This is a genomic window from Rhodoferax saidenbachensis (assembly GCF_001955715.1).
Classification (GTDB): domain Bacteria; phylum Pseudomonadota; class Gammaproteobacteria; order Burkholderiales; family Burkholderiaceae_C; genus Allorhodoferax; species Allorhodoferax saidenbachensis.
In genome coordinates this window covers 3,435,037-3,458,298 of record NZ_CP019239.1, presented here as the reverse complement: position 1 = coordinate 3,458,298, position 23,262 = coordinate 3,435,037, and the positions used below count along the sequence as shown (strand labels likewise).

At 62.3% G+C, this 23,262-nt stretch carries 19 protein-coding genes and 1 pseudogene; 7 read left to right on the top strand and 13 right to left on the bottom strand.

Translation table 11 applies throughout. The features are described 5' to 3' along the window. Window positions 1-2: 2 nt before the first annotated feature. The 3 genes from RS694_RS16505 to RS694_RS16495 all read right to left on the bottom strand — a co-directional run bounded on the left by RS694_RS16505 (window position 3) and on the right by RS694_RS16495 (window position 3,283). Window positions 3-614 (bottom strand): methylamine utilization protein, encoded by a 612-nt coding sequence (locus RS694_RS16505; RefSeq protein WP_037247671.1) that lies wholly within the window; start codon window positions 612-614, stop codon window positions 3-5. After that, the gene (locus RS694_RS16500) at window positions 614-1,495 is read right to left on the bottom strand and encodes a DUF4394 domain-containing protein (protein ID WP_206538109.1); all 882 of its coding nucleotides are present in this window, start codon (window positions 1,493-1,495) and stop codon (window positions 614-616) included. Before RS694_RS16500 ends, RS694_RS16505 begins: the two co-directional genes overlap by 1 nt. A gap of 150 nt (window positions 1,496-1,645) precedes the next feature. Next, window positions 1,646-3,283 (bottom strand): glycosyltransferase family 2 protein, encoded by a 1,638-nt coding sequence (locus RS694_RS16495; RefSeq protein ID WP_029708420.1) that lies wholly within the window; start codon window positions 3,281-3,283, stop codon window positions 1,646-1,648. Window positions 3,284-3,398: 115 nt separating this feature from the next. On the opposite strand from RS694_RS16495, the gene RS694_RS16490 reads away from it, so the two are divergent. Continuing rightward, entirely contained in the window at window positions 3,399-7,070 is a 3,672-nt protein-coding gene (locus RS694_RS16490; protein ID WP_241464087.1) for a DUF748 domain-containing protein, read from the top strand. A 21-nt stretch (window positions 7,071-7,091) separates the two neighbouring features. Here RS694_RS16490 and RS694_RS16485 read toward each other — a convergent pair whose 3' ends face one another. Beyond that, window positions 7,092-8,018, bottom strand: a complete 927-nt coding sequence (locus RS694_RS16485; RefSeq protein WP_037247669.1) for an alpha/beta fold hydrolase — start codon at window positions 8,016-8,018, stop codon at window positions 7,092-7,094. An 8-nt stretch (window positions 8,019-8,026) separates the two neighbouring features. Beyond that, entirely contained in the window at window positions 8,027-9,748 is a 1,722-nt protein-coding gene (locus RS694_RS16480) for an N-acyl-D-amino-acid deacylase family protein (protein WP_029708417.1), read from the bottom strand. Between the two features lie 147 nt (window positions 9,749-9,895). Between RS694_RS16480 and RS694_RS16475 the strand changes: the two genes are divergently transcribed. Further along, a complete protein-coding gene (locus RS694_RS16475; protein WP_029708416.1) occupies window positions 9,896-10,525 on the top strand; it encodes an FMN-binding negative transcriptional regulator in 630 nt (209 codons plus the stop codon). A 6-nt stretch (window positions 10,526-10,531) separates the two neighbouring features. Here RS694_RS16475 and RS694_RS16470 read toward each other — a convergent pair whose 3' ends face one another. Continuing rightward, the gene (locus tag RS694_RS16470) at window positions 10,532-11,545 is read right to left on the bottom strand and encodes a pirin family protein (protein WP_206538108.1); all 1,014 of its coding nucleotides are present in this window, start codon (window positions 11,543-11,545) and stop codon (window positions 10,532-10,534) included. 78 nt (window positions 11,546-11,623) lie between these two features. Here RS694_RS16470 and RS694_RS16465 point away from each other — a divergent pair, with 78 nt between their 5' ends. Next, complete coding sequence (locus RS694_RS16465; RefSeq protein WP_051391966.1) at window positions 11,624-12,808, top strand: exo-alpha-sialidase; 1,185 nt, start codon at window positions 11,624-11,626, stop codon at window positions 12,806-12,808. Beyond that, the gene (locus tag RS694_RS16460) at window positions 12,805-13,479 is read left to right on the top strand and encodes a hypothetical protein (protein WP_029708413.1); all 675 of its coding nucleotides are present in this window, start codon (window positions 12,805-12,807) and stop codon (window positions 13,477-13,479) included. The genes RS694_RS16465 and RS694_RS16460 overlap by 4 nt, the downstream gene beginning before the upstream one ends. A gap of 42 nt (window positions 13,480-13,521) precedes the next feature. Here RS694_RS16460 and RS694_RS16455 read toward each other — a convergent pair whose 3' ends face one another. Then, window positions 13,522-14,454, bottom strand: coding sequence for a LysR family transcriptional regulator (locus tag RS694_RS16455; RefSeq protein WP_029708412.1), 933 nt, complete (start codon window positions 14,452-14,454; stop codon window positions 13,522-13,524). Between the two features lie 199 nt (window positions 14,455-14,653). Between RS694_RS16455 and RS694_RS16450 the strand changes: the two genes are divergently transcribed. Continuing rightward, entirely contained in the window at window positions 14,654-14,935 is a 282-nt protein-coding gene (locus RS694_RS16450) for a DUF4148 domain-containing protein (RefSeq protein WP_029708411.1), read from the top strand. A gap of 95 nt (window positions 14,936-15,030) precedes the next feature. On the opposite strand, the gene RS694_RS16445 is transcribed toward RS694_RS16450, so the two are convergent. From RS694_RS16445 to metK, 4 genes are read right to left on the bottom strand one after another with little or no spacing between them, the layout of a single operon-like run. After that, complete coding sequence (locus tag RS694_RS16445) at window positions 15,031-16,794, bottom strand: ArnT family glycosyltransferase (RefSeq protein ID WP_051391965.1); 1,764 nt, start codon at window positions 16,792-16,794, stop codon at window positions 15,031-15,033. Between the two features lie 21 nt (window positions 16,795-16,815). After that, window positions 16,816-17,298 (bottom strand): GtrA family protein, encoded by a 483-nt coding sequence (locus tag RS694_RS16440; RefSeq protein ID WP_029708409.1) that lies wholly within the window; start codon window positions 17,296-17,298, stop codon window positions 16,816-16,818. Next, window positions 17,295-18,533, bottom strand: coding sequence for a glycosyltransferase family 9 protein (locus RS694_RS16435; protein ID WP_051391964.1), 1,239 nt, complete (start codon window positions 18,531-18,533; stop codon window positions 17,295-17,297). The genes RS694_RS16440 and RS694_RS16435 overlap by 4 nt, the downstream gene beginning before the upstream one ends. Window positions 18,534-18,542: 9 nt before the next feature. Further along, entirely contained in the window at window positions 18,543-19,727 is a 1,185-nt protein-coding gene (gene metK / locus RS694_RS16430) for a methionine adenosyltransferase (protein WP_029708407.1), read from the bottom strand. A 181-nt stretch (window positions 19,728-19,908) separates the two neighbouring features. Here metK and RS694_RS16425 point away from each other — a divergent pair, with 181 nt between their 5' ends. Continuing rightward, window positions 19,909-20,739 carry a lysophospholipid acyltransferase family protein gene (locus tag RS694_RS16425; protein ID WP_029708406.1) on the top strand — a complete coding sequence of 277 codons (831 nt, stop codon included), beginning with the start codon at window positions 19,909-19,911 and terminating at the stop codon, window positions 20,737-20,739. After that, complete coding sequence (locus tag RS694_RS16420; protein ID WP_029708405.1) at window positions 20,739-21,605, top strand: LpxL/LpxP family acyltransferase; 867 nt, start codon at window positions 20,739-20,741, stop codon at window positions 21,603-21,605. Before RS694_RS16425 ends, RS694_RS16420 begins: the two co-directional genes overlap by 1 nt. Here RS694_RS16420 and RS694_RS16415 read toward each other — a convergent pair. Both RS694_RS16415 and yihA read right to left on the bottom strand, forming a co-directional pair. Further along, window positions 21,599-22,525, bottom strand: a pseudogene (locus RS694_RS16415) (alpha/beta fold hydrolase). The gene RS694_RS16420 and the pseudogene RS694_RS16415 overlap by 7 nt on opposite strands. Next, a complete protein-coding gene (gene yihA, locus RS694_RS16410; protein WP_037247699.1) occupies window positions 22,518-23,162 on the bottom strand; it encodes a ribosome biogenesis GTP-binding protein YihA/YsxC in 645 nt (214 codons plus the stop codon). The pseudogene RS694_RS16415 and the gene yihA overlap by 8 nt, the downstream one beginning before the upstream one ends. Between the last annotated feature and the right edge of the window lie 100 nt (window positions 23,163-23,262).

Below are 23,262 nucleotides of genomic sequence, written 5' to 3'. Positions count from 1 at the left end.
TGTCACCGCGTGGCGCCTTTGAGGTTGACGGTCAGCGTGGCGTCTGCCACGCCCACGGTCAGGTTTTGTTCTGGCAGGCTGGCACCCGGTGGCAGGGTGGAGTGCCAGCTGCGCAGCTTGTAATTACCGGGTGCTACGGCTGCCAGGGTCACGCTACCTGTGTCATTGGTCTTGCCGTAAAAGGGGGTTTCCACCACCAGAATCCAGGCTGTCATGAAGTCGTGGATATTGCAGCCCAGCACCACCACGCCCGGGCGGTCAAAAAGCACCGGGTTGGCAGGGGTACCGGTGTAGAGCTTGAGTTCAAACGTCTTGGCGGGCGAGAAGGAGTAGACATGGTGGCGCACGGTATCCCGGTTGGGAAACTGCACCAGCGAGCCCACCGGAACCACGCTGATGAGGGGGACGAACTGCTTGCCGCTTTGCGCAATATCGGTGCCTGCGACCGGCTTGGCCAGTGCCTTGGCTGCGGGTGACTCCAGAAACACCACAGCATCGGGCAGGGGGCGTCCGTTGCTGTCCTGCACCAGCACCTGCAGCGTGCCCGCACCTGCACTGCAGGCTGCACAGAGCAGCGCGAACGCCAGCAGCCGTGGCAATGGAGCGACGTACATCAGGGAATGATCGCAATGCCTACCAGCGCAGTACCGCCGGCGACCGTTCCCAGCGCTTCGGCCTTGCCGGAATCCAGGTTGACCAGGTACAGGCGGTAGGGACCTTGTGGTGCGGTTTGCAATGCGGCAAAAGCAGCGCCGGTGACATCGGCAATGTCAAACGCAGCATCCTGCAAAGCACCCGTTCCGAGTGCACCGACCGTGAAGAGACGCCCGGTGTTGGGAGACACCACGGGTTGCACACCCTCCACCGAGCCCTGGCGCACCAGCGTGCCGCTGCGGCCATCGATGGCGTAGTTGGTGGTGAGCTTGTCGTCTTTCTTGTTGTAGGTGTAGGCCGCGGCCATCAGGGCGGGTTTTTGTCCGGCCTGCGCATCGCCGGGTTCGTAGGCCACGGCAGGGTCCACAGCGGCAATGGCGCCGGTATCGGGGTGCAGGCGCAGGTTTTGTCCGGTGTTGCTGACCACACGAATGCGGTCCGCCGCAGGGTTGAAGTCCACGCCAAAAACCGTGCCTTCCAGTGGTGTGGCAATCGGCGCAGTGCCGACGGGGGTGACGGCACCGCTGTCGGCGTTGATGGTGTAGACACGGCCGCTGCGCGACAGGGTGAAGAGCACGCCCTTGCTGATGCGGTAGTCCAGGCCGATCAGGCGTTCGCCTGCGGGCAGGCCGGTGAGCGCGACGCGCTGCAACACGCGTGCGGGTTGCCCGGCGTTGACGGTCAGTAGTTGCAGGTCTTGTGTGAGCACATGCAGGGATTCCTTGCGCGGCGGGCCTTGGGGCTCCAGCGTGCTGCAGGCGCCCAGCAGGCCGATCAGGCCCAGAACGACCACACTGCTCCCCATTTTTTGCCCCCAGGTACGGCGATTCAATGCAACCATAACAACCCCCAAGTTCGGTTTTATGCCAAAAGGACACGACCCGCCCACTATACCGCGCGGCCCCTTTTTCATGCATGCCCACAGCACAAAACCCTGGTGAAGGAAAACGGGTTTTGTGCGCACGTGGGACGTGGCTGCACCTTCTTTTTTTTATGCCCCTTGCGCCGCTAGCCAGTGCGCAAAACGCTGGTGCCAGGTGGGCGACAGCCAGTCCTGAAAAACGGCCTGTTCCTGGCGATAGAAGTCGCCCAGCCAGGCCACCGCGTCGGCTACCGGCGGTTGCAGCACTTTCCCGTGCAGGTCCGTGGGGCCAGACAAATAGTCGTAGTGGGCTGCGGCGCCATCGGCCAGACGACAGGTGCTCAGGGTTTCCTGAATCCGCAGCGCACCCGCCGTGTGCAGTTGCAACTGAAAGACCAGCCAGAAACCAGCGTGCTGCAGCGCAGTAGGCATGGCAGTGCGGTTGGCAAACAGGCGGTCCAGGATGGCGTTGCGCCGGAACAAACAGGCCGATAGGGGCGGTGCCGGCCATTCGCCCAGCGACGTGCTGAAGGGCGCGATGTACTGCAGCGGTTCTTTCCACGCGCCGCTTCGGCGAAACAGGTCGGCATGCACCAGGCTGCCCTGGGCACTGGCCAGGCGCACGTCGTTGCAACTCACCCCCACCAAGGCGCCACGCTGGCGATTGGCCAGATGGCGCTCTGCGAATTCACGGTCCAGACGGTCGCCCGCGCGCAGGTAGACAAAGTACTCCCCAGTGCTGGCCTCGTAGGCACGGGCCATTTGTTCCAGTTCTGGCAGGTCGGGTGCGTCCGCTTCCACAACATGCACGCTGCCATGGGATTGCAGGCTGGCGCTGGGGCCCTGGTCTGCCGACAGTCCACGCCAGTCGCCCAGCAGCCCCACGCTGACCGCGGGCTCCTGCAGGTTGTGTGTGGCGGACAGGCGGCGCACATAGTGCTCCATGCGTTGCAGATAGCCCAGACCGAGGGCTCGCTGGGGCGGCGGCTGGTCCAGCAGGTCCAGCCACTCACTGAGAAAACGCAGGGTCTTGGGCGCGCGTGGTGCGGGGTTGAACTTGGGCAGGTAGCGGCCATCCACCACGCTGCCGAACTCGTTGTTGCCATGGATGCGGTAGATGCCCAGCGCTTCGTGCAGGTAGTGCACCTGGCCGGTCTGCAGCAAGGCTGCCATGCACAGTACCGCATCCGTGCCGTACGGAAAAGACCAGCAGGGCAAGGCCTCCAATACACCCTCGAGCAAGCTGCGTGAGAGCACCAGGCCCACCGGTACGGAAAACGGGAAGCTGTGCGCCGGGCTGCTCAGCGTGTGGCGGGCTGTCGTGCGGGCAATGGAGATCACATCGAACCAGGTCTGTTCGATAGGCACGCCTTCGACCATGTCCTGCACCCGCAGATCGTGGCTCAGGAAGACCTGGTCAGTTGGCAAGGCCAATTCCGCAATCTTTTGCGCAACACGGGTCAGTTTGTCGGGCAGAAACAAGTCGTCGGAGTCCAGCAGGCAGACATAGTCACCGGTGGCGACACGTGCCCCGGTCCAGAACGCCCCGGATTGCCCCTGGTTCTCCTGAAACACCGCGCGTACCCGTGTATCGGACAGAAAACCCTCGATGACCGCGCGTGAGTGGTCGGTGGAGCCATCGTCCACCACGACCACTTCAAACGGGCCGGAATAGTCCTGGTCCAGCGCGCTGCGCAGGGCCTGGCCCACGAAGTCACCGTAGTTGAAATTGCAGATGAGGATGGAGAAACGCGGAGCCTGGCCCATGGTTGCGGATCATAGCCAGACGCTTGGCGTAACCGGTACCATAGAGGCCGCTTCTCTCTCTCCCATTTCCTTCGACGGACCCGTACTGCCCATGCGTTTTTCTCCTGCTTCCCTTGTGATTTGGCGACGTCGGTTGCTTTGGGCGCTGGGTGCCCTGGTACTGCTGTGGGTGATTACCTGGCTGGCCGTGCCGCCACTGGTGAAAAGCCAGATCGAGGAAAAGGGCAGTGCCGCGCTAGGCCGCAAGCTGACGGTGGGCGCCATCGCGTTTCGCCCCTGGTCGCTGGAACTTACCGTGACCGACCTGGCGATTGCCACGGCCGATGGGGCAGGTACCCAACTGGGCATTGGCCGTATCTATATAGATGCGGAGATGCAGTCGCTGCTGCGCCTGGCCCCGGTGCTGGATGCCATCCATGTGGAGGCACCGCGCCTGCAGCTGACCCACCTGGGCGGCGGGCACTATGACATTGACGATGTACTCGCCCGTCTGCGCACGCCCAACGACGCGTCACCCTCCGACCCTGTGAAGTTTGCGCTCTACAACCTGGAGCTTAAGGACGGTAGCGTGGATTTCACCGACCAGGTGGGCACCACACAGCGCAAACACACGCTGCGCAGCCTGAACCTGGCGCTGCCGTTTCTGAGCAACCTGCCGTCCAAGCGCGACATCGTGGTGGCGCCGCGCCTGGCCTTTGAACTCAATGGCAGCGCGTTTGACTCGGCGGCAGCCGGCACGGTGTTCACCGCCACGCGCAAGGGCGAGGCCACGCTGCAGGTGACCCAACTGGACCTCGCACCTTACCTGCCGTATCTGCCAGCGGGCTTGCCGGTGCAGGTGCGCGGTGCTGTGATCGATGCCAAGTTGCAACTCGGGTTTGAGCAGGCCGAGCAGGCGCAGTTGCGCCTGTCGGGTGCGATCAAGGTGTCTGGCCTGAAGCTGGCCGATGCTGCGGGGGGCGAGCTGCTGTCGGTGGCCGCAATACAGACCGAGCTGGCCGATGTGCGGCCGCTGGAAGGCGTGGTCAAACTCGCGTCGCTGGAGATCACCCAACCCCAGTTGCAGCTGGCACGCAACCGCGCTGGGCGCCTGAACCTGGATGCCGGGACTTCGAAGAAGTCCGAAAATGCTCCTAAAAATATAGCTGGTAGCGCACAACCAGAAAGGGCTACAGCCCAATCCATTGCATTTTCTCTAGACAAATTCGCCCTGCGCCAGGGCAGCGTGCGCTGGCGTGATGACAGCACCCGACCGCAGGCGCAGATGGCCTTGAATGACCTAGAGCTGCAGGCCCAGGGCGTGCAGTGGCCCATGAAGGACGCCACCCGCTTTGACGCCTCGGTATTGGCCGTGACGGGCGGCAAGACCGCGCGCCTGGCCTTGCAGGGTGAGGGCACCGACCAGCAGGGTAAAGCCCACGCCACGCTCAATGACCTGGCGCTGGCCATGGCGGCACCCTACGCCGCGCAGTGGCTCAACGTGGGCCTGCAAGGCGTGGCCGATACCGAGCTCGATGCCACCTGGCAGGACGGCAAGGTGTTGCTCGCCGTTCCCAAACTGACGGTGCGCGACTTTGCGTTGCAGGGCGGCAAGACGAACAAAGAGCAAGGAAAAGAGCAAGCGGCGCCCGGCACCCGCGCCCAACGCGCGGCCAGCGAGCTGCCGCGTTTCAAGCTGCTGGAAATCACCCAGGCGCAGGCCGACCTGCAGGGCAAGACGGTGACGGTGGGCAAGGTCGCGCTGCACAACCCCAGCGCCATGCTGCACCGCGATGCGCAAGGCCGCTGGATGGTGGAAGACTGGCTGAAGCCCTCCACAGCACCTGCCAGCGAGCCGTCGAAACCCAAGGCTGCAATACCCTGGAAATTGGCACTGGGCGAGCTGACGCTGGATGACGGCACGCTGGCGCTGGACGACCGCAGCGTGGGCCGCCCCGTGCGGCTGGAAGTTTCCAAACTGCATGTGCAGATGAAAAGCATCACGCTGGACGGCAAGAAACCTGCGCCACTCACGGTGTCGGCACGCATCAAGGCCGGCCGCACCGAGCCCGGCAGCCTGCGCTACAAGGGCACCGTCATGTGGGACCCGGTGGCCGCGCAGGGCACACTGGATGTGCGCGACCTACCAGCGCACGCGGTGATGCCCTACCTGGCCGACCGCCTGAACATCGAGGTGCTGCGCGCCGATACCAGTTTCCGCGGACAAATCCAGTACGCTGCCCGCCCTGCGGGCCCCGAGGTGCTGGTGCGCGGTGACGCCACGCTGGAAGACTTCCGCGCCAACAGCGTAGCGGCAGCGCAAAGCGGCAGCAGCGAGTTGTCGGTGGCTGAGGAACTGCTGAGCTGGAAGTCGCTCAACGTGCCCGGCATTGATCTGGCGATCACCCCGGGTGCCGCGACCCGTGTGCAGGTGCGCGAAGCGGCGCTGACCGACTTTTATGCACGCCTGCTGGTCAACCCGCAGGGGCGGCTGAATCTGCAAGACCTGGTCAAAACCGAACCCGCAGCACCGACCAATCTGGCGGTGGCCAGTGCGGCCTCGGCGCCCGTACCCGCTGTATCTGCTGCGTCGGCCAGTGGTCCCGCACCTATCGTCAAGATGGGGCCGATCAGCCTGGTCAACGGCAAGGTGTATTTCTCGGACCGCTTTATCCAGCCCAACTACTCGGCCGACCTGAGCGAGTTGACCGGACGCCTGAGCCAGTTTTCCTCACAAACCACCGATGGCGCGGTGCAACTGGCCGACCTGGACATCCGCGGGCGCGCCGAGGGCACAGCGGCGCTGGAGATCACCGGCAAAGTCAACCCACTGGCCAAGCCGTTGGCGCTGGACATCAAGGGCCGCGTACGTGACCTGGAGTTGCCGCCGCTCTCGCCCTACGCCATCAAGTACGCGGGCTACGGCATTACGCGTGGCAAGCTCAGCGTGGATGTGCAGTACACCGTCCTGCCCAACGGCCAACTCACGGCCAGCAACCAGATTGTGCTCAACCAGCTGAGTTTCGGCGACAAGGTGGAGGGCGCGCCCAACAGCCTGCCAGTCAAGCTGGCGGTAGCCCTGCTGGCGGACCGCAATGGCGTGATTGACCTGAACCTACCGATCAGCGGTTCGCTCAACGATCCGCAGTTCAGCATCGGCCCGGTCATCTGGAAAGTCATCACCAACCTGGTCGTCAAGGCCATCACCTCACCCTTCAGCCTGCTGGCCAATGCGTTGGGCGGTGGTGGTGGCGAGTCTTTGAGCTCGGTGGAGTTCGCAGCCGGCAGCAGTGTGCTTACACCGGCGGCACAGCAGGGGTTGGACAAGGTGGTGCAGGCGTTGCTGGACCGGCCAACGCTGCAGATGACGGTGCAGGGCACGGCGAGCCTGGAGGCAGAACGTGATGCCCTCAAGCGCGAACGCCTCAAGACTCTGGTGCTGGCCGAGAAGCGCCGCCGTGCTGTGGTGACCGGGCAGGACGCGTCCGCCGTCAAGACCGTCAGTGATGCGGAGTACCCGGTGCTGCTCAAAGAGGTGTACCGCCGTGCCGACATCACCAAGCCGCGCAATCTGGTGGGCCTGACCAAGGACCTGCCTGCGCCCGAGATGGAAGCGCTGTTGCTGGCCAGCATTTCCGTCAATGAAGACGCCATGCGTGAACTGGCCCTGCAGCGCGGCGTGGCCGTCAAAGACTATCTGGCGTCACGCGAGTTGCCGGCCGAGCGGCTATTTCTGGGTGCAGCCAAAACCGTGGCGCCTGCCGCCGACTGGAAGCCACGCGCCGAACTTCAGTTGACCAACCGTTGAAGACCGCGAGCCTGAGCCGCTTCAGGTGGCCCAGGCAATGCCCAGCGGAGTGGTGAAGGCCTGGTAAGCAGCCAGCGTGGCCGCCGGGTCTTCCAGGTGCGGGTAGTGGCCTATGCCGGGCAGCTCCGCAATAAAGTGTGAGCCACCGACCACTTCGCGAAAGCGCTGCACCATGTGCGCGCCCGACACCGGGTCGGCACTGCCATTGATCACGGCCAGCGGCATGCGTGCGCGCTGCAGCGCATCAACCCAGCGCGTGCGGTGTTCGCGCCGTTCGGCAATGTAGCCCAGCAGGGGCGGCAGTACGCGCAATCCATGGTTCTCATTGACCAGTTGCCACACCGCTTCCAGCGTGGTGGCGTCGGGCTGGGTGGCGTGGCCAAACACCGAGCTGAACGTGGCCAGCAATTTGGTGCGTGTGGTCAGCAGGGCCAGCAGCGGCCCTAGTGGACCGGCCATCAGTTTTTGCAGCGTGCGGGCACGGTGGGTTTCGGGAAACAGGCCGCCATTGAGCAAAGCCACACTGAGGTAACGGCTCTGTGCTTGCGCCAGATCACGCGCCAGCATTTCCTGCACCACGGTATCGCCATAGTCGTGTGCCAGCACATGGCATTGCGACACACCGGTTTGCGCGAGGGTCCATTCCACCAGATCGGCCTGCTCGGCCATGCGGTAACGGTGGGGCCGGGGCTTGGCACTAAAGCCCAGGCCCAGCAGGTCGGGCGCCAGCACACGGAAGTGGGCGGTCAGTACGTCCCACAACGGGCTGAAGTCCCAGGTGGATGTGGGATAACCGTGGACCAGCAACAGCACGGGCTTGCCGGCTGCATTGGCGTCATGCAGTGCGCTGTCGACCACGAAGATGCTGTGTGCGCCCCACGACTTCTGACGGCCGATGGCGCGCCAATCCGACAAGGTGAGTGGAGCGTGAATGGTGTTTTTCGACATGGAGCAGTTCAAGGAAGTTGGCAACGCAACAGGCGCCCAAAGCGCTGCTGTTCGAACGCGGCGTGGGGCGTGCCTTGGTCCATGACGACATGGCCGCCAACAATGACCTGGCGCACGGTGCGGCCCGAACCGGTGACCATGCGCATGCCGCCCATGCGCGCATCTTCGGTTTCTACCGGGCCGGTCAGGTCGGTCTTCAGGGCCTCGGGGTCCAGCACCAGCAGGTCGGCTACGCGGCCTTCGGCGATATGGCCAGCGTCCAGGCCAAACCAGTCAGCCAGTTCCCCGGTGATGCGCCACACGGCTTTCTCGACAGGCATCGCATCGCTGTGTAAGAGCGCATCGCGCAGCAGCCACAGGTGCGAGTTCTGGAAGGCCAGATTGCGGTTGTGCGCACCAGCGTCGGAGAAGCCCAACTGGATATACGGGTGCTGCAAAAAGCGACGCAACTCGGCGGGCCGGTCGTTGGCAATCACCGAGTGCCAGCGGATGCTTTCGTCAAACTCGCAGATCAGTTCAATGAAGGTGTCCACCGCAGCCTGACCGCGCGTGGCTGCGACTGCAGCAAAGCTCTGGCCCACCAAGGACGCATCGGGGCAGGCCACGATGTGCATCTGCGCCAGGTCTTTGTGAAAGTTGGCGTTGAAGCGGCTCAGCCATTCGCGGCGCATCTGGGCGCGCCAGTCGCTGTCGCGGTAGAGCTGCTGGCGTTGGGCCGCAGAGTCGGCGTTCATCAGACAGGCACTGGCCTGCATCTCTTCAAACACCGGCGTGTTGCAGCCATCACTCCACAACTCAAACGGCACGGCCAACGACTGAAAACGCATGTCGCCCTGCAGCCCCTTGTTGATGACGCTGGCCAGTGCACGCGTGAGCGGCCCCAACTGGCGGTTGGACGTGAAGTCCAGGCTGGTGAGCATGCTCAGCTTCATGGGTTTGCGGCCCAGGCCGTGGCTCATCATGGCCAAGAGCGGCACCAGATGGCGCCGTCCCGCGTCAGGCGTAGCCTGCATGGTGCGGCCGCGCTGGCGCAGCACGCCGGCCAGCATGCGGAACTCCGCCATGCTGGCGTAATGCGACGGGGCCGAAGCGCCGTTGTACTTGAAGCCTTTCCAGCGGTGCCACTGCAGCATGTCCACGCTCAGGCCCAGAAAACCGGCGTCCATGGCGGCGTGCAACACGCTGCGCAAGGCGTTTTCTTCGCCCCAGTTCAACTGCGTGGGCTGCATGCAGCGTTCTTTGCCCAGCACCGCCATGCGCAGGTTGGAGTGGCCCAGGAAGCTGGCCACGTTGGGGCCGAGCGCGAGTTGCTCCAGATGGTCGTAATAGGCGCCGGGGCTGGTCCAGTTCACCTTGCCGTCCAGCCAGCGCATCAGCACATCGCGTGGCAGGTTTTCCACGCGGGCAAACAGGTCCACCGCGTCCTCGGCACTGCCCAACGCCATGGACAACGAGCAGTTGCCAAAGATCACGCTGGTCACACCATGTTGCAGCGATTCCTTCAACCCGGGGGCGGCCTCTACTTCCACGTCATAGTGGGTGTGGATGTCGATGGCACCCGGCATGACCCAGTGGCCCTGGGCGTTTATCTCCCGTACACCGGGCGGTGTGGGCAGTGCGGGCGCGATGCGCTCGACCTTGCCGTTTCGCACCAGGACATCGGTTTGGCGTGGTGCGCTGCCGCTACCGTCAAACAGCAAACCGTTGCGGACCAGCAGGTCAGGAGCCATGGATTTTTACCTCGAGGGTTGGGGGAGCCGACCCCGACTGTATCCACCGCAGGTGCCTCGTGGTTTATCCGATCAGATTGCTTGGGGAAGCGGACTTACGCGTGGCTATGATTGCGTCAAGCCCTTGGAACACGACTCTGGACCGCCATGTACAACCCCAGTCACTTTGAAGAAAAGCGCATCGATGTATTACATGGACTGGTGCGTACGCAGCCTTTGTCCACGCTGGTCACCCTGTCGCCGGACGGACTGGTGGCCAACCATATCCCTTTGTACCTGCGGGTGGATGGCTCACCGTTTGGCACCCTGGCGGGCCATGTGGCGCGCAGCAACCCGCTGTGGCGCGAGACGGATCTGGGGGTGCAGGTGCTGGTGATTTTTCAGGGGCCACAGGCCTACATCAGCCCCAACTGGTATGCCACCAAGCAGGAGCATGGCAAGGTGGTCCCAACCTGGAACTACGCCGTGGTGCATGCCAAGGGCAGCCTGACGGTTCACGATGACCCGGTGTGGATAAGCGCGCAGTTGAATGACCTGACCGGTCAACAAGAGGCCGCGTCCCCCGAGCCCTGGGCCGTGGACGATGCACCGCGCGACTACACCGACAAGATGATCTCGGCGCTGGTCGGCATTGAGATTCCGATTGCCAGCCTGAGTGGCAAGTGGAAGGTGAGTCAGAACCAGCCGGCCATCAACCGGGCCAGCGTGGTGCAGGGGCTAGAAGGTATTGGGGATGGCGCGATGACCGATCTGGTCAAGGCTTACGCGCCAGGCTGATCGGTATCAGCGCTCCTCGACCTTGCCGTCGGCGTGCTTGGCAAAACGGCCTTTGTCGCGCGGATGCACGGGGTCGCCAGCACCCCAGGGCCAGCCGCCAAACTCGGTGCGGCGGTAGTCGGCAAAGGCCTGGTGAATCTCTTGCTGGGTGTTCATCACAAACGGGCCGTATTGCGCCACGGGCTCGCCAATCGGGCGACCCTGTAACACCAGTAGTTCGCTCTCCACATCGCCGTTCACAAAAGTGCAGTCGTCGGTGGCGCGCGCCTCCATCACGGATTTCACTGGCACTGACTGGCCCGCGACGGTGAGCTTGCCGCCTTCGAAGAAATACAGTTGGCGCCGCGTAGCCGGGTTGCGCGCGCCGGGCAGGGTCCAGCTGGCGCCGGGGCTCAGCTTGATGGTGTAGATGGCCAGGTCGCTATCGGCCTCGCTGGCCCAGGAGTCGGGGGGCGGTGGCAGGCCTTTCTGGTCGCCCAGCGTGCCGGCAATGCACACCACCTCGGTGGTGCGGCCATTGGCGTCGGTGGCCGTGGTGCGCGGAATGCTTTCGTGCCAGAACATGGTGAAGTGCGGCTCCACCATCTTGCTTTTGGCCGGCAGGTTCAGCCAGATCTGGAACAGCTCGGTAGGGTTGGGCTGGTCGGCGTGCACCAGCGGAAACATCTCGCAGTGGACGATGCCCTTGCCCGCGGTGAGCCATTGCACATCGCCGCCGCCAAAGCGCGCAGTGGCGCCTAATGAGTCGGAGTGGTCGATGAGCCCGCGGCGCACGATGGTCACGGTTTCAAAACCGCGGTGCGGGTGCGAAGGGAAGCCCGGCACGGTGTCACCGTGGTACATGCTCCAGCCATCTTTGCCCGCGAAGTCCTGGCCGATATTGCGGCCAGCCAGCGAGGCCTGGGGTGCCATCTTGGCATCGCCCGCGGGGTAGGCGTCGTTGTGGTGTACGCAGAACAGGAACGGATCGATGGTCTGCCAAGGGAAGCTCAGGGGGGCGACGGAAAGGATGGTGCTCATGGCAGACATTGTCCCTGCGTCTGGAGGTTTTTGCAGGCGTGGGTCTTTTGTCCTCACGCTAACCACTAAGATCAGCGGATGTTGTTTCGTTCACGTTTTGTGCGGCCGTTGTTGGTGTTGGCGGTCGCAGCGTTGGTGCTGGCATCGGAGCTGGCCCAGCGTCCGGTATCCGTCGTCCCGGCTCAGGCCGTGGTGCCTTCTTTTTCCGTGCAGGGCAAGCCTGTGCATGCTGCCGCATTGCGGCGTGTCGCGCAAGGGGACGTCCCCATGCCCGAAGGCACGGCTGCGGCGCACGCCAGCAGCTTGCTGGCCATGCCGGCGGGCCATGCTGCGGCACTGACCTTGTTCTGGTTTTCGGGTGAGCGTGAGAGCGGCCCGCAGGTGCAGATTGCGGCGTCCCAGTGGGACCGTGCCAGTCAGGCCTGGCTGCCTGCGCGTTTTGTGGTGAACCGCCACACCATGGGCGCCCAACTGGGCCATGGTTTGCGCCGTCTGGGCAATCCCGTGGCCTGGATGGATGGCAGTGGCCGTATGCATTTGTTTGTGGTGGCCACGGGTTGGGGCGGTTGGGCGGCCAGCCGTGTTCTGCATTTGCGGCAAAGCAGTGTGGGCCAGGGGCTGCAGGAATTGGCATTTGAGCCCGTGGATGTGCTGCCGCTGTCGTGGTTATGGAATATCAGTTATCTGGCGCGCAATGCGCCGTTGCCGCTGGCGGACGGTGGCATGGTGTTGCCGGTGCATTTTGAGTTGGGATGGAAATATCCAGTGGCGCTGCGTTTTGATGCCCAAGGCAACTTCAAAGGCATGGAGCGCATCTCTGCACGCCCTTACATGCTGCAACCGACCCTGCTGGCACAAACGGCTTCGCAGTGGTTGGCCCTGATGCGCGACGGGCGCCCGCAAGGCAAGGTGGGCGCGGCCCTCAGCACCGATGGCGGCGCGCACTGGAGCGACTTGCCCGACCTGGCGCTGGACAACCCGGACGCCTCGGTCGGGGGTATGGCGCTCGGTGCGGACGACTTGCTGCTGGTGCACAACTCTTCACTGGGTTCGCGTGCCAAGCTGGATCTGAGCTACAGCGCCAATGGGCGTGACTGGACACTGTTGAAAACGTTGGAACAGGGCGGCCCGGAAGCGGAGTTCTCTTACCCGGCTCTGGCTTGGGCGGACGGGCAACTGTGGGTGAGTTACACGGTGGACCGCCAGCGTCTCGCCTGGCAGCGTTTTGCGCCTGGTTCCATGCCCGTGGAGGGCAAGCCATGAATGCCTCTTTCATGGACGGGCTGTTGCACACGATGGGCACGAATGTTCCTGTGCAGCCCGCGCTGTGGCTGACACAGTGCTGGCAAACCTTGGGCTGGAGTGTCGTGCTGGCATGGCTCGGGATCACGCTGGTGCGACGCCTGTCACAGAACCGCGCATTGCATGCTGGCACAACACTGGTGCTTGCGGCCTGGACTTGGCTGCCCGGCCCCTGGTCGCCGGACTACTGGCTGGCTTTGGCTTTCCAGGCACCTAGCGTGCTCACGGCGCTGCTGTGCGGGCTGATGCTGGTGCGGGCTTGGCGCGCAGTCCCAGGATTACACCAACAGACATTTTCCCGGCCGGCGCGCAGTTATGCGATGGCCTGGATTGGGGTCGTGCTGGGCTGGGCGTTATTGCTGGACACCTTTGCGCTGTTGCCGGTGCAGCTCTATGCATGGGGTACAAGCCCTCTGGCGGTGGTCGGGTTGGCGGTGCTGGGGTTGTTGCCCTGGCTGGCGTCATCCCCGATACGGCGTGTGCAAGGGGTGGAATGGACGCCGCTGGCCGCGGTGCTGTTGTTTGCGCTGGCCCGCCTGCCCAGCGGCAATGTCTGGGATGCGGTGCTGGACCCTTGGCTCTGGCTGGTACTGCAGGGAATGGTGTTGCGCAAGGCATTGAAACGCTATTGAAAAGATAGCTGCCTACGCATATTCCATAAGGGCTAGAGGCTTCTAGCAGTCTCCACATACGCCGAGCGCTGTGGATATCTTGGCGCGGGTTCTTTCTGTCAGATATTCGAGGAAAACCCGGGTGCGCTGGGGCATGAATTTGCGGCTGGGTAGCGCCGCATACAGAGCGTACTGTCCGGTGATCCAGGGCCGCAGTACCCGCACCAGCGCACCGCTGGACAGGTACGCGGCGGTCAGATCGACCGACATGGCCGCGATGCCACCGCCGTCGAGTGTGGCGCGCAAAAGTGTGTCGCCATGGTTGGACCACACCACGGAGTCCACGGCCACATCGCGGTATTCATTGGGATGGTCCGCCTGAAACAGGCACCAGGCGCGCGGGCGAACGCCAAGGACCTTGTGGTGCAGGCAGTCGTGTTGCGCGAGGTCTTCCGGAGTTTGTGGTGTGCCCCGGCGCTTTAGATAGTCCGGCGATGCGAGCAGAACGGCTTCCGTGGACACAATTTTGCGGGCAATCACGTCGCCGTCATAGTTGGTGTCTTCCCCCATCAGGGTGATGTCGTAGTCTTCAACGGGGGGCTCCTTGTAGTCCTCCACGGCGACATCGAGCAGGATCTTGGGGTACCGCTCCCGAAAGCCCACCAGCAAGGGCGCCAATATATGGGTGGCTAGCAGAGGCGTTGCCAGAATGTGCAGGACACCTGCATGTTCATGGGTTTGGGAGCTGGCCAGGAGGTGGGCTTCGTCGATGTCCTGCAGGATGGCGCGCACACGGCTCAGGTAAGTCTCTCCGGCGTCGCTGAGAGACAGCCGGCGTGTACTGCGGTGCAGGAGTCGGGTGCCCAGATGGTCTTCCAGATCCGCCACCAGGCGGGTCACCACGGCGGGGGACATGTCCAGTGCCCGTGCGGCGCCGGCAAAACTGCCCTCGTCAATCACCCTTTGGAACACACGCATGGACATAAGTCGGTCCATAAAGCCTCCGGTTTGGAATTCAAGGCCTCGATTATTTCGTATTTGGCAATGTATCGGTGACGAGAAGGCTATTTTTCTATTGATTCAGAAATTTTAAAGTTCACCCATCGATGAGACGAACCTTTAAACGCCGCTTCGATGTCGCTCCAGTAGCTGATAACTGCCAGAGCGGGATCTTTAACTGAATAGGACTCTAATCATGAAAAACACAACCGTAGCCACCATCGCTCTCGCCATCGCAACCCTGGCCGCCGGCCAAGCCATGGCCGCTGACAACGCAGCCCCCAAAACACGTGAAGAAGTGCGTGCCGAGCTGCTCGAAGCCCAACGCAACCGCACTTCGTTGGACCAAAAAGAGTCGTACTCCGGACTGACTTACCGTGAATTGGCTGAAGCCATGAAGCCCGTGGTGAAGAGCACGCAAGTGACCGCCGCTCAAAAGACTTCTGACAGCGCGGCCAAAGTCAGCTTTACAGAATAATCAGCGCCGGTCCGGTGGCATTGCCATCGCACGGTGAGTGACGAATAAGGGGCCCTATGTTTTTACATAGGGCCCCTTTGTTATTTGGCCGCAGACTAGGGCGCAACTTTCACGATCAGCCACTCTCGCCGAAACAGCCATTCCTGCGGGCGCCAGACATTGTCCAGCGTCACTTCACCACTCTTGTGGCGGCTCTTTACATGCCAGCGTTGCGCTAGCAGCGTGCAACGGGGCAGGCAACTCGGCTGTTCGTTCAAATCCTCTTGTAACCAGACCACGGCATCAAACTCGGTCAGCAACTTGTCCAGCCGTTGTGCCGGGGGCATGTCCGGGTACAGCGCACCGGTGTTGCGGCCTTCGGCGTCATAGGGGGTGATGCGCGCACCGGGCAGGATAAAGTGAAAGCGCTCGTACTGGCCCGTGAATCCGTTGGGCACGGCCACGCGCTGGCCGCGCATCTGGGCCTGCACCGCGGCGGTGTAACCCGCTTCGGGCCCGGAAATCGGTGCCACCATCAGCCCGAAACAGGCGTACACGGCCAGACAGGCCACCAGTGTTGCATTCCGGGTCCAGTTTTTACGCGAAAAACCGGCCACTACGCCCATCAGTCCTGCGCAAGCAGCTATTAAAGTCATAGCAACTTCGGCGTTGCTGGCCATTTCCATGCCGCCCATGACCCACCCGATGCGGGCCAGCATGACCAGCGCAGGTGCAGTAACCAGCAGCGTGATCCAGAACCACAGGCGTGGCAGCCGGTCCCACACCAGGGCCATGGCAATGGCCAGTGCCGGCATGGCGGGAATCACATATCGTGCGGAGCGTTGGCTGGGGATGGTGAACACGATCAGCCAGATCAGCAGCCAGGCCAAAAGCACCCACAGCGCGGGCGAGAGTCGGGCGTAGGTCTGACGGTTTACGCCGCGCCAAAGGACCAGGCCACAAAAGCCCAGCGCCATGAAGGCCAGCAAGCCGGCGTTTTCGGGGTAGGCAAGTAGTTGCGTCCACATCGGGTAAGCGCCGTACAGCGCAGCCTGCCAGTAGCCCATGGTGTTGGACATCTTGCCGGCGTTCTCGGCCACGACAAATTCCTGCCACACGGAAGCCGGGTCCGGGTCCAACACAAACCACAGCGCAAAAATACCCACGCCCAACAGCGTGCTCCAGGTAATACCCACCGTGGTGCGGATCGTTGTGCGCCAGTGAAAGGGTTCGCTGAGCAACACTGCACACCACACTGCCGCTGCTGCGGGGGCTACCAGGGCAAACGATTTGTAGGCAGCGCCCAGCCCCATGGCCATACCCATGAGGGTGTAGGCCAGCCAACCCAGTCGGGCCGTTGTGTTGGCCCCATCGCGCACACGAAACCAGAGTACCCACCACATGGGCAGTGCCAGCCAGAAGGTTTCGGGTGCAGACGTCAGGTAGACGCGACCGTAACGGAATGTGGAAAAAAACAACAGGTACAGGGCCGCCGCAATACAGGCTGTACGCATGCGTTGCGTAGCATGGGCCATGCGGTAGGCGAAGAAAGCCAGCAGCGCGGTGGTAGCAAAGGTGTAGGCGATGCTTGGCAGGCGCAAGGCGAACAGACTCCAGTGCTGCCCCCATCCGCTGGCAACGATGGCCTGCCAGATCAGCAGCGGTGGCTTGGTGTTGCGTGTACCGACCAGTTCGGACTGCAGCGGCAGCCACTGGCCACTCTCGGCGGTCATGCGGGCGATGTGGATGTAGACCATCTCATCGCCATTGGTCGGTGCGTAAAAGCTGCCCAGGCCCAGCAGGTACAGCGCAGCGGCACAGAACACCAGAAGCAGCCAGGGCCAGGTGGGGGGCGTGCGGTAGTGCGGAGCAGCAGACATGGCCGGTGGGGGCAGAGCCCCTCAGTCCTTATGGCGCTTGAACGTCCAGCGGTCGTTGGCCAGAAAGTTGCTGACGCTGGCAGCAAGGATGGCGATCACGTTGGCCAGGCGGTAATCCATGCTGCCCGACAGCAGCAGGGTCAACACATACTGCAAGCCGCTGCCAAAGGCCGATGCCGTGACGTACTGGCCAAATTCCACTCCCAGCAGGCGCAGGCTCACAGGCTGGGCTTCTTCAGCCTCCAGCGTCTTGACCCGGTCCGACCAGGTCCACAGCCGGTTCCAGGTGAAGTTATTCAGGGTGGCCAGCGCAATGGCCAATGCCAGCGAGAAATAGGGCTTGTTGTAGGCCTCTTCCAGATGGTTGAAGATGTACTCGTGCCCCAGGTGCAACACCGCCAGGTTCACGACCGTGCCGCTGGCGCCGACGATGCCGAATTTGATATAGCGGTAACGCTCCAGCAGACCCAGTGCCCAGAGCACCAGGCGTTGCATGGGGTTCATGGCACAGGCACCACGTTGGATCGCATGAAGCGCAGCGCCTGGTCCAGCACCGGGTCGGGCGCAATGCGTTTGAGGCACTGGTTGTCGCCATCGCAAAAGGTCAGACGGTGGTTGTAGGCAGTCAGGCAGGGCGAACAGGCAATGCCGGATTCGAGAATGATGGTGCGTTTGCCCAGCGGGCCGTACAACTTGCCGGTTTCGGGCCCGAAGAACACCATGGTCTGGATCGGTGTGACGGTGGCGAAATGGCTGGGGCCACCGTCATTGGTAATGAGCAGGCTGCTCGCATGCATGAGCATGAGCAGTTCGCGGATGCTTTTGGTGTAGCCCGTGAGATTGAGGCAGGCCTCATGGGCCACCTGGGTTTGCAGGTCGCGGGCCAGCACGGCGTCGTCCTTGAGGCCGATCAACCCCACGGCATAACCTTCAGCGCAAAGGCCTTGCACCACGCGGGCATAGTGGCTGGCGGGCCAGGCACGTTCGGGCAGGATGCCGCCGCCGGCATAGACCAGTACCAACGCACGCGATTTCGTCACCGGGTGGTCGGCTTCCACTTTGCTGCGGTAAGCGGCCAATTCTTCGGCCGTGAAGGGCACGGACAGTTCGGGCTCCGCTGGAATATCGCGGATAGGGCCCGCGCGGTTGCGTGGCATGCCTTCGGGTGACTGCAGCGCATCCACCAGCGACAAAAACTGCTTGCTGATGTGCTGATAGGGGTTGTAGGGAATGCTGTGGTTGATGAAGCTGCCGCGGTACAGCCCCTCTTGCGTGTGCGGCGTGAAGCCCACACGCACGGGAGCGCCGGTGCTGAACGAGAGCAGGGCACTCACGCGCGAGAAGAGCTCGCAATCGATCACCGCGTCCAGGCCCAGGCGGCGCATTTGCAGGCTGATTTTGAGGATGTCGCGGATCAGTGAGCCCCCAGAGCTGTCATCCAGCGTGTGCATGTGCTCAGGCTCGGTCAGTGACAGCAACCTGGAAACCTCCTGGTTCTTTTTGAGTTGCAGGATGTGGATGGCTGCACCTGGGTACTGCCGGCGCAAGGCCGCAAACATGGGGCCCGCCAGAACGATGCTGCCCATCTCGGAGAGCAGGATCACCAGGATGTTTTTGGGCTCCGCCTGCATGCGCGGGGGGGCTGTGAACAGCCCGGTGAATTTCACCCAGCCAGACACCGCGCCGCACAGCAGCTGGCCTGCCCAGCGGTCAATGAAGCGTTGTGTCTGGAGGTTCACTGTCGATGCTTATTTCAGGCCAGCAGCGGCACGCAGCGTAGCGGCCTTGTCGGTGCGTTCCCAGGTGAACTCGGGTTCTTCGCGGCCAAAGTGGCCGTAGGCGGCGGTTTTTTCGTAGATAGGACGCAGCAGGTCCAGCATCTGGATGATGCCCTTGGGGCGCAGGTCAAAGTGTTCGTTCACCAGTGCGGCAATCGCCTCGTCGGAAATCACGCCTGTGCCTTCGGTGTACACGGTCACGTTCATGGGTTTGGCCACACCAATCGCGTAGGCCACCTGGATCTGGCATTGACGTGCCAGACCGGCTGCCACGATGTTCTTGGCTACGTAACGTGCGGCATAAGCGGCAGAGCGGTCCACCTTGGAGGGGTCCTTGCCGGAGAATGCGCCGCCGCCGTGGGGGCAAGCACCGCCGTAGGTGTCCACAATGATCTTGCGACCGGTCAGGCCGCAATCGCCTTGTGGGCCGCCGATGACAAAACGGCCTGTGGGGTTGATCAGGTAGCGCGTGTTTTGCAACCATTCCTTGGGCAACACGGGCTTGATGATCTCTTCGATGATGGCTTCGGTGAAGCTGGCCTTCATCTTGTGCTGGCTTTCGGACTGGTCCGGGCTGTGCTGGGTGGACAACACCACGGTGTCAATGCTGTGGGGCTTGCCATCCACATAACGCATGGTTACCTGGCTCTTGGCATCCGGGCGCAGGAAAGGCAGGCGGCCATCCTTGCGCAACTGGGCCTGGCGTTCGACCAGACGGTGTGCGTAATAGATGGGCGCGGGCATCAGCTCGGGCGTCTCATTGCAGGCGTAGCCGAACATCAGGCCCTGGTCGCCCGCACCGATGTTCAGGTGGTCGTCCGATGCATGGTCCACGCCCTGGGCGATGTCGTTGGATTGTTTGTCGTAGGCCACCAGTACGGCGCAGCCCTTGTAGTCGATGCCGTATTCGGTGTTGTCGTAGCCGATGCGCTTGATGGTGTCGCGCGCTACCTGGATGTAATCCACGTGGGCGTTGGTGGTGATCTCACCAGCCAGCACGACCAGGCCGGTGTTGGTCAGGGTTTCGGCCGCGACGCGGGAGCGTGGGTCCTGCTTGAAGATCGCGTCCAGGATTGCATCGGAAATCTGATCGGCGACTTTGTCGGGGTGGCCTTCAGAAACAGACTCGGAGGTAAAGAGAAAATCGTTCGCCATAGCTAGGTCTCCAAAAAAACATCAAGTCGCGTTGCTTGGGCTTTGGAGCTTACAGCGAACGCTTTAGCAGATTCGTCAGAATTGACAAGGCACAATGGCGTTCCTTTTCAGAAATGCCCTTGTGGGTGCCGCCCTGCAAGTAGTTCTATAACTCAGCGACAGCGCCGATTTTAGCCCAGACATGCGCCCCGTTTTCAAATTGCTGTCCCTTCTGCCGTTGTGGCTGCTGCACGGCCTGGGCTGGTGCATGGGGTGGCTGGCTTTCATGGGTTCTGCCACGTATCGACAACGTTTTATCGCCCACGCACGCCAGGCGGGTCTTGGTTGGCAAGACTGGAGTGCTGCTGTGGGTGCATCGGGGCAACTGATTGCCGAGTTGCCACGCCTGTGGCTGGGCAATCCAGTGACTGTGCAGTGGGACGGAGCAGAGCACATCGAGGCAGCACGGGCTGCGCAGCAAGGCATCGTATTTCTTACGCCCCATATGGGGTGCTTCGAAGTGACTGCCCAAGCCTATGCGGCGCGTTATGGACACACAGATGCCCCCATGACAGTGCTGTTCCGTCCGCCGCGCCAGCGCTGGTTGCGCGAAGTGGTCACTGCCTCAAGGGCCCGGCCCGGTCTGATGACCGCACCCACCACGCTCTCCGGTGTCAAACAACTGATTACTGCCCTCAAAAGGGGGCAATGTGTGGGGCTGCTCCCGGATCAAGTGCCACCAATGGGGCAAGGCCTCTGGGTGCCCTTCTTTGGCAGAGATGCGTACACCATGACCTTGTCGGCGCGCCTGGCCTTGCAGCCCAATACGACGGTGTTGTTGGCCTGGGGTGAGCGGCTTTCCTGGGGGCGTGGTTATGTCGTGCACGTGTGTCCGCTGGCGCAAACGCTGTCGACCGATCTGCCACAGGCCACTGTGCAGATCAACCAGGCTATGGAAGCGCTGGTGCGGCAGTCTCCCGGGCAGTATTTGTGGGGCTATGCGCGCTACAAAACGCCGCGATTGGAAAGCTGATGTTCACCCGCGCGTCGCTGGTCTTGATAGGTCTTTTGGCACGGCTGCCATTGCCTGTTTTGCGCGCTCTGGGGGCGCTGATGGGTTGGGCCTTGTATCTTCTGGTCGCTGGTCGACGCAAGGTGGTCGGTATTAATTTGCAACTGTGTTTTCCGGGTTGGACGCCTGCTCAGCGCCGTCGCTGTACGCGCCAGGTTTTTGTGTACTTTGCGCAAAGCTGGCTGGATCGCGGCTGGTTATGGCATGGCTCGGAAGAAACGGTGCGAGCACGGCTGCATCTGACAGGGGCTGTGCATGAACTGGAGGGCGAAGCCCCCACCGTTTTGTTTGCCCCCCATTTTGTGGGGCTGGACGCTGCATGGACTGCGCTGACCGCCCAAGTGCCCCGGCGCTTTGCCACGATCTACGCCGCACAGGTCAACCCGGAGGCCGACGCCTGGATACTGGCAGGTCGGCAACGTTTTGGAGCGCCGGAGCTGGTGGCCCGGCTGGAGGGTATCAAGCCCATCGTTGCTGCGGTGCGGCAGGGAGAACCCCTGTATTTGCTGCCCGACATGAATTACGACCCGTCCGAGTCTTTGTTTGTGCCGTTTTATGGGGTGTCGGCGTGCACGGTGCCTTCGCTCTCACGCTTTGCCAAACTGGGGCGCGCCAAGGTTGTACCGATCGTGACGCGTATGACTGCGCAGGGCTACGAAGTGCAGGTGATGGCGGCTTGGGGTGACTTTCCGACTGGCGATCTGGAAGTCGACACGGTACGCATGAACCTTGAATTGCAGGGGTATATCGATGCCATGCCTGCCCAGTACTACTGGGTGCACAAACGTTTCAAAGACCGCCCCAACGGGGAAGCGCCGCCTTACTGAACCGCAGCTTTAGGCTGTAAAAAAGCGTGGAGGTAGTGCGCGACCAGAGCGGGCTGTTCATGAACAATCCAGTGGCTGGCTCCAGGAACCCGATGCACGGTCAGGTCGCTGATGTAGCCATCCAGTCCATCCAACAAAGCCGGTGGCAATGCCGTGTCATCCATGCCCCAGACCACGAGAGTTGGGATGTTCACCGTGAGCATGCTATCTGGCAAATCCACGGCCGCCGCGGCGGGGTCTTCAGGGCGGGGTGGTCGCAGGGGTGAAGCCCGGTAGTAATTACATCCGCCGTGTAATCCATGACCCCATACGGCGCTGTACTGGTTCTTGACCGTTTCCGTGAGCCAGGCTGCGGTCTGGCCTTGGGCCGTGATGTCGGTGAAAAACGGCCAGAGCCTTGCCTAGTCGATTTCTGCCAGCAACTGGGGTGCGTCAGGCCGGATCAGGAAATTCATATACGCACTGGAAGCTTGTTGCGCTGCACTGTGCTTCAGTTCGCGCAGAAAGGTGCCAGGGTGGGGTGAATTCAGGATGGCCAGCTTGCGGGTCAGATGTGGCAACTGGTTGGCAAAATTCCAGGCTACCGCACCGCCCCAGTCGTGGGCAATCAGGCATTCCAGCGCTTGTTTCCCTTCGGTTTCCATCGCAACCAGTGCGGCAATGTCCTGCACCAGGTGTTTGGGACGGTAGGCGGCTACTTCGGTGGGGGCTGTGGATTGTTCAAAACCACGCAGATTCGGGGCAATACAGCGGTAGCCCCCATTCTCCGGTGCAGCAAAGTGCTCCAGCAGGCCATCCCACACAAATGCGCCTTCGGGAAAACCGTGCAGAAAGACCAATACGGGTCTGCCCCGTTCGCCAGTGGCCCTGCAACTCAGGGTGATGCCGTGGGGTAGCGGCTGCAGGTAAGTGTCAGGCATCCACCGTGGCTGGCGGTTCGGCGCCAGCAGGGGCCTGTGGATGGGCCCATTTCCAGAGCAACTGGGCGACTTCTTCCACGCCTTTTTTCTTGGGTGCAGAGAACAGCATCACCTCACCACCACCGGCTTGTAGCTTCGTGATGGATAACACCTTGGTCGCTTCGCTGCGCGTGAGTTTGTCGGATTTGGTCAGCACGATCAGGAATTTCAGGCCTTCCTGCACACGCGGACGAATCACATCCAGCAGGATTTCATCGAGTTCGGTCATGCCATGGCGGGGATCGCACATCAGCACAATGCCCATCAGGTTCTTGCGCGTTACCAGGTAGTTGGCCATGACCTGTTGCCAGCGGATCTTGTCTTGTTTGGGCACGGCGGCGTAGCCATAACCCGGCAAGTCGGTCAGCACCGCGTCCATCACGCCTTGTTTGCCGAGGGAAAACAGGTTGATGTGCTGGGTGCGTCCGGGCTTTTTGGAGGCAAACGCCAACTGCTTTTGTTGCGTCAGCGTATTGATGCAGGTGGACTTGCCAGCGTTGGAGCGGCCGACAAAGGCAATTTCAGGCACATCCAGCGCAGGCAAAAAATGCAACTGTGGTGCCGTTGTCAGGAATTTTGCGGTGTGCAACCAGCCCATAGCGATGGTGGCGGCGGACTTTTCACCGGCTGCCGGTGCCGTCCCCTTGGAGGATTCAGCGCTTGGGTTTGTATTGGTAGTCATTAATTTGGAAGGTAAA

What these genes read in the sequence shown, in the direction of transcription:
- RS694_RS16505 (WP_037247671.1), bottom strand. Translation starts at nt 614, where the DNA reads ATGTACGTCGCTCCATTGCCACGGCTGCTGGCGTTCGCGCTGCTCTGT.
- RS694_RS16500 (WP_206538109.1), bottom strand. Translation starts at nt 1,495, where the DNA reads ATGGTTGCATTGAATCGCCGTACCTGGGGGCAAAAAATGGGGAGCAGT.
- RS694_RS16495 (WP_029708420.1), bottom strand. Translation starts at nt 3,283, where the DNA reads ATGGGCCAGGCTCCGCGTTTCTCCATCCTCATCTGCAATTTCAACTAC.
- RS694_RS16485 (WP_037247669.1), bottom strand. Translation starts at nt 8,018, where the DNA reads ATGTCGAAAAACACCATTCACGCTCCACTCACCTTGTCGGATTGGCGC.
- RS694_RS16480 (WP_029708417.1), bottom strand. Translation starts at nt 9,748, where the DNA reads ATGGCTCCTGACCTGCTGGTCCGCAACGGTTTGCTGTTTGACGGTAGC.
- RS694_RS16475 (WP_029708416.1), top strand. Translation starts at nt 9,896, where the DNA reads ATGTACAACCCCAGTCACTTTGAAGAAAAGCGCATCGATGTATTACAT.
- RS694_RS16470 (WP_206538108.1), bottom strand. Translation starts at nt 11,545, where the DNA reads ATGAGCACCATCCTTTCCGTCGCCCCCCTGAGCTTCCCTTGGCAGACC.
- RS694_RS16465 (WP_051391966.1), top strand. Translation starts at nt 11,624, where the DNA reads ATGTTGTTTCGTTCACGTTTTGTGCGGCCGTTGTTGGTGTTGGCGGTC.
- RS694_RS16460 (WP_029708413.1), top strand. Translation starts at nt 12,805, where the DNA reads ATGAATGCCTCTTTCATGGACGGGCTGTTGCACACGATGGGCACGAAT.
- RS694_RS16455 (WP_029708412.1), bottom strand. Translation starts at nt 14,454, where the DNA reads ATGGACCGACTTATGTCCATGCGTGTGTTCCAAAGGGTGATTGACGAG.
- RS694_RS16450 (WP_029708411.1), top strand. Translation starts at nt 14,654, where the DNA reads ATGAAAAACACAACCGTAGCCACCATCGCTCTCGCCATCGCAACCCTG.
- RS694_RS16445 (WP_051391965.1), bottom strand. Translation starts at nt 16,794, where the DNA reads ATGTCTGCTGCTCCGCACTACCGCACGCCCCCCACCTGGCCCTGGCTG.
- RS694_RS16440 (WP_029708409.1), bottom strand. Translation starts at nt 17,298, where the DNA reads ATGAACCCCATGCAACGCCTGGTGCTCTGGGCACTGGGTCTGCTGGAG.
- metK (WP_029708407.1), bottom strand. Translation starts at nt 19,727, where the DNA reads ATGGCGAACGATTTTCTCTTTACCTCCGAGTCTGTTTCTGAAGGCCAC.
- RS694_RS16425 (WP_029708406.1), top strand. Translation starts at nt 19,909, where the DNA reads ATGCGCCCCGTTTTCAAATTGCTGTCCCTTCTGCCGTTGTGGCTGCTG.
- RS694_RS16420 (WP_029708405.1), top strand. Translation starts at nt 20,739, where the DNA reads ATGTTCACCCGCGCGTCGCTGGTCTTGATAGGTCTTTTGGCACGGCTG.
- yihA (WP_037247699.1), bottom strand. Translation starts at nt 23,162, where the DNA reads ATGGGCTGGTTGCACACCGCAAAATTCCTGACAACGGCACCACAGTTG.